At 31.2% G+C, this 4,080-nt stretch carries 4 protein-coding genes; all 4 read left to right on the top strand.

What is annotated here, in order from left to right; genetic code table 11:
- The first annotated feature begins 191 nt into the window (after positions 1-191).
- Genes CD172_RS12390 through CD172_RS12375 form a run of 4 tightly spaced genes read left to right on the top strand, consistent with a single transcriptional unit; the run spans position 192 to position 2,306 of the window.
- Entirely contained in the window at positions 192-371 is a 180-nt protein-coding gene (locus CD172_RS12390) for a hypothetical protein (RefSeq protein WP_103346509.1), read from the top strand.
- Between the two features lie 15 nt (positions 372-386).
- On the top strand, positions 387-911 hold the full coding sequence (locus CD172_RS12385; protein WP_234022065.1) for a hypothetical protein: 525 nt from the start codon (positions 387-389) through the stop codon (positions 909-911).
- 1 nt (position 912) lies between these two features.
- Entirely contained in the window at positions 913-1,227 is a 315-nt protein-coding gene (locus CD172_RS12380) for a hypothetical protein (protein WP_234022045.1), read from the top strand.
- A gap of 53 nt (positions 1,228-1,280) precedes the next feature.
- Complete coding sequence (locus tag CD172_RS12375; RefSeq protein ID WP_103346508.1) at positions 1,281-2,306, top strand: tyrosine-type recombinase/integrase; 1,026 nt, start codon at positions 1,281-1,283, stop codon at positions 2,304-2,306.
- The last annotated feature ends 1,774 nt before the right edge of the window (positions 2,307-4,080 follow it).

Genomic DNA, 4,080 nt, shown 5'->3' with positions numbered 1-4,080 from the left:
CTAATTAGGAGAACCAATTATATTTTATCAATATTATTTATATATTACAAGTGAGATGTATAAGTTGTATAAACGTATTGATAACCATATGGGAGAAGATTTATCATTTGTGATTTTAACACTAGCTTTACTTGTACTACCTTTGTTACTTATCTTAATTTAACTTATTATCTTAAGGGAGTTTGATTAAAATGAATATAAAAGATATTACTGAAGAAACAGGTTGGGACTTAGTAGAAATTTTAAAAAGAGTTAATAGCTTCCCCCGCGTTACTGAAACAATTACAGAAGAAGAATTGAAAAACATGACGAAAGAAGAATTTTCTAATCTACTTTCCGGGAATCCTAAAGAGAATGGTATTGAAGAATAAGTTGGAGGTTGAGGGATGGAAGAAAAGCATATAAAAGCGACGAATAGCGATGGAGAAATTAGTCCTTGTCTTAGTCACTTTAAATTTTATATTGGCCAAACTGGCCATAAAGAAGATAATCCATTACTAGATTTTAATAGGCTGAAAGACGGGTCAGAACTTGGTTTTGAATTTACAATTAGCGGATTGAATAGAATATTAACAAATGATAATAACATATCACTAATTATTTTATACTATGAAAGAGTAGGACAAGTTGGGTTTAAAGTTAATAATTTGTGGGGGATTCATTTAGATAAAGAGGACATGAAAAACTCTTACAAGACATATAGATTAACCCTTGCAAAAACTTATTTAGATTTAGCTGAACGACAATATGACATGTACTTAAATTATCCACTTGTTAAAATTATGGCATTTCAAGGTCAGTTGGATGTTAATGCTTTAGATGAAAATACTTTATCTCACTGGATGACTTGGTCACAACATAATGAACTTCTATGCGTTAAAATACCAATGATCCCAAAAGTGGAGGATTAAGATGGGAGAATTAATTGAGTATAAAGATCTTGCAAACAAATTTGATAAAGCTATTCCTAATGCACGTGATATAATGGAATCAAGAACAAATGATTCCGGAGGTGGAAATATGAATGACTTCATTAAAAGAGACGAATTCGAAAACTTCAAAACACATTTAGATAGCAAATTTGACAGACTTATAGATAAAGTAGATGAAAATAGACGCGAACTAAAAGACGATATGAAACATCAAACCACGGTCACTATATCCGTTATCGGTGCTATTACCACTGTTATAGGCGTTGTAGTACCAATCATACTTCACTTTATCTAAGGGTACTTCCACGTACCCTTATTATTTTTTACTTTTTTTTAAGGAGGGATAGCATGCAAACAAGATGTTATGACGGAAAAAAGTGGCAATATGAGTTTAAATACGAGAGTAAAAGATATCGTAAGAAAGGTTTCAGGACTAAACGTGAGGCTAATTCAGCGGGATTAGATAAGTTAAATGAGTTGAGGCAAGGCATTGAATACGAGCCTAATTTAACACTTTACGACTATTTCAAAACATGGTGCGAAACGTTTAAGAAGTCAACTGTGACTCATAAAACTTATAAATCTTACATTTCTGCTATAGAACATATCAATAACCACCCTATCGGAAAGAAAAAATTAAAAGACCTATCTAGGTATCACTACCAAGATTTTATTAATGAATTTTCAAAAACGCATTCTAAAGAATCTATCAGAAAACTAAACGGCTATATTAGGACATCTTTAGACGATGCTGTTTATGAAGGACTTATAGCAAAGAACCCTACTTTCAAAGTGAGTTATCGTGCTAGTAACCCTAATAAAAGTGAAGATAGTAAGTTTATCAACCTAAAAGATTATGAAATATTAAAACAACATTTAATGACTAAAGATAACGCTTCATCACTAGTGCTGTTTATTATGATATGTACAGGGTGCCGGATTAGTGGCGCTTTGAATTTAAAGCGTGAATATATTAATCAGGTTAAAAGTGAAATATACATTGATGAACATAAAACTGATACGTCACCACGTTATGTATCTATTAGCCAAAAAGATATGAATCATATTATCAAATCTATTGATCGAATACCTAGAACAATGGATGGCTCGATTTTCGGTGAACTTACAAACAACGCAGTCAACAAACGTTTGAAAGCTTATTGCAACAATCTAGGTATCAAAGAAATCACTTCACACGCGCTACGCCATACACATTGTTCATATTTATTAGCAAAAGGCATTTCTATATATTACATTTCCAAAAGATTAGGTCACAAAAATATATCTGTTACTACTGAAGTTTATTCCCATTTACTTGAAGAAACATATAAAGAGGAAAACGAAAAAGCAACAAAGATAATTAGCGCAATGTAAGTTTTAGGGACCCAATAGGGACCCAAAAGCCCATAAAACCCGTCGTTATAGAGTTTTAAGTATCCCTCCCAGGACGCTAAAATACTTATATTGTTAAAATGCCGTTATATCACGTCACTATAAACGTTGATATAACGGCATTTTGATTTATTTGAGTGTTTGTCGTTATGCGCTATATTGTGATTTAAACAGCACTCAACGCTTTTATGAAAAAGGCAATCGCTGAAACAGTTACCTTAAATATCATAAAAAAAAGTTCATTCCAAAAAGTTAATTTAAACATTAACTGTAACTAAGAGTAATATGCTATTAAGTTGAATTTAAAATCTCAATTCCTTCTGTACCACAAAATGTATTAACCTATCTAGTCAAAGTTTTAAATTTATAGACATCACCTTATGTCGAAAATCAAAGTGGCTCCATTGATAACACGTCAATGAACCTTATAAACCCCTAACTTGTCGAATGACCGACGATATATCTCGCGCTATGCCAACATTCAACATTAACGTTTGTACACGATTCTACTTAATATCAATACATCTTCTTTAAACTAATGCGTCGATTACTTTTTATGTCTCTTCCTTTTGAGTACAAATACGTATAACGTCATAAATAATGCGAATATCAGCGTAGCAATCAGATTTAGAAAGACATTAAATTCTTTTGAAAATACATAGTTAAGTAAAGAATACATTACAAAAAAAGATACAAAAAAATATAAAAAACTCAAAAAGATTTTCAAAATAAAGCCTCCTTAAAAATCATATTATTACACATGTCAAAGTTAACGTATAAATTCCTTTAAACATGTCATAAAAGCAAGGAGAATAAAACAACAACGTAACATCAAAATACTTTTTTAGCCAACTTTATACCCACTAGCTTTATTGACAGTACAACACCTTCTTTTAATTAGATGGGTTTAGACCCCGTTCTCATCATATTTTAACATACTAAAACAAGCTAGCCTTAATTTATTACACAACTTCTAATTTTTCCCACAGTAGTTTTTCATAAATTAACGTCACTTTACCTGTCGTGCCTCTATAGACATAATACATAAATATTAGATGAAACGTTCATATTGCTACGTGATTGTCTCACAAAAAAGCGCTCTAACAAGGGCTGGGACATAGTACCTCTGTAAATTAAAAAAGCCAAAAAATTCATTTATACATGAACTTTATTGGCTATTATCTATCTCAATAGATAAATTTAACCTTAGTGATGGACCATGGTATGAATTGTGATTCATCCCTTGGGCAAAATTTCTGAGGCATCAAACCGAAAATCCATATTGAGGTCTGGCGCTTAGAAAAAGGGGCAATCATACGTTTAATGATTTATATCCCAATCCTAAAAGTAACAAATCACAAATAAACCTCATTGTTCTGTATTTTCAGTTCTACATCGAGACTTTGAAAATGCATTGTTCTCAAATTATGTACGATTTCCGCGCTTCTTTTTTTGAATAAATTGAATAACAATCACTGCAGTAGCTATGAGTTACGTAACAATATTTATGATTGACAAAACATTATTATTCTTTTGCATACTTATCCCTCTTTACACTATCCATTAATCTAAAACCTTAATATTATGCAATATGCATCCTCATAAATGTGACAAGGTACCAACCAAACTATCATTAAGATAAACTGTACCATTCACTTCAGATTTACACAACCTATTATATCGCGATATATAATTTCGGATAACCTTTTATCATTCAAAGTAGTAACGTGTTGTTTTTTTATTTTTAAGTGCATAA

The organism is Staphylococcus agnetis, from assembly GCF_002901865.1.
GTDB classification, from domain to species: Bacteria; Bacillota; Bacilli; order Staphylococcales; family Staphylococcaceae; genus Staphylococcus; species Staphylococcus agnetis.
Note: the sequence above shows the minus strand (reverse complement) of the source record. Positions and strands in the feature narration are given on the sequence as shown.

Bases quoted from the DNA above. Each gene is read 5' to 3' on its own strand.
- CD172_RS12390 (WP_103346509.1), top strand. From the start codon at position 192: ATGAATATAAAAGATATTACTGAAGAAACAGGTTGGGACTTAGTAGAA.
- CD172_RS12385 (WP_234022065.1), top strand. From the start codon at position 387: ATGGAAGAAAAGCATATAAAAGCGACGAATAGCGATGGAGAAATTAGT.
- CD172_RS12380 (WP_234022045.1), top strand. From the start codon at position 913: ATGGGAGAATTAATTGAGTATAAAGATCTTGCAAACAAATTTGATAAA.
- CD172_RS12375 (WP_103346508.1), top strand. From the start codon at position 1,281: ATGCAAACAAGATGTTATGACGGAAAAAAGTGGCAATATGAGTTTAAA.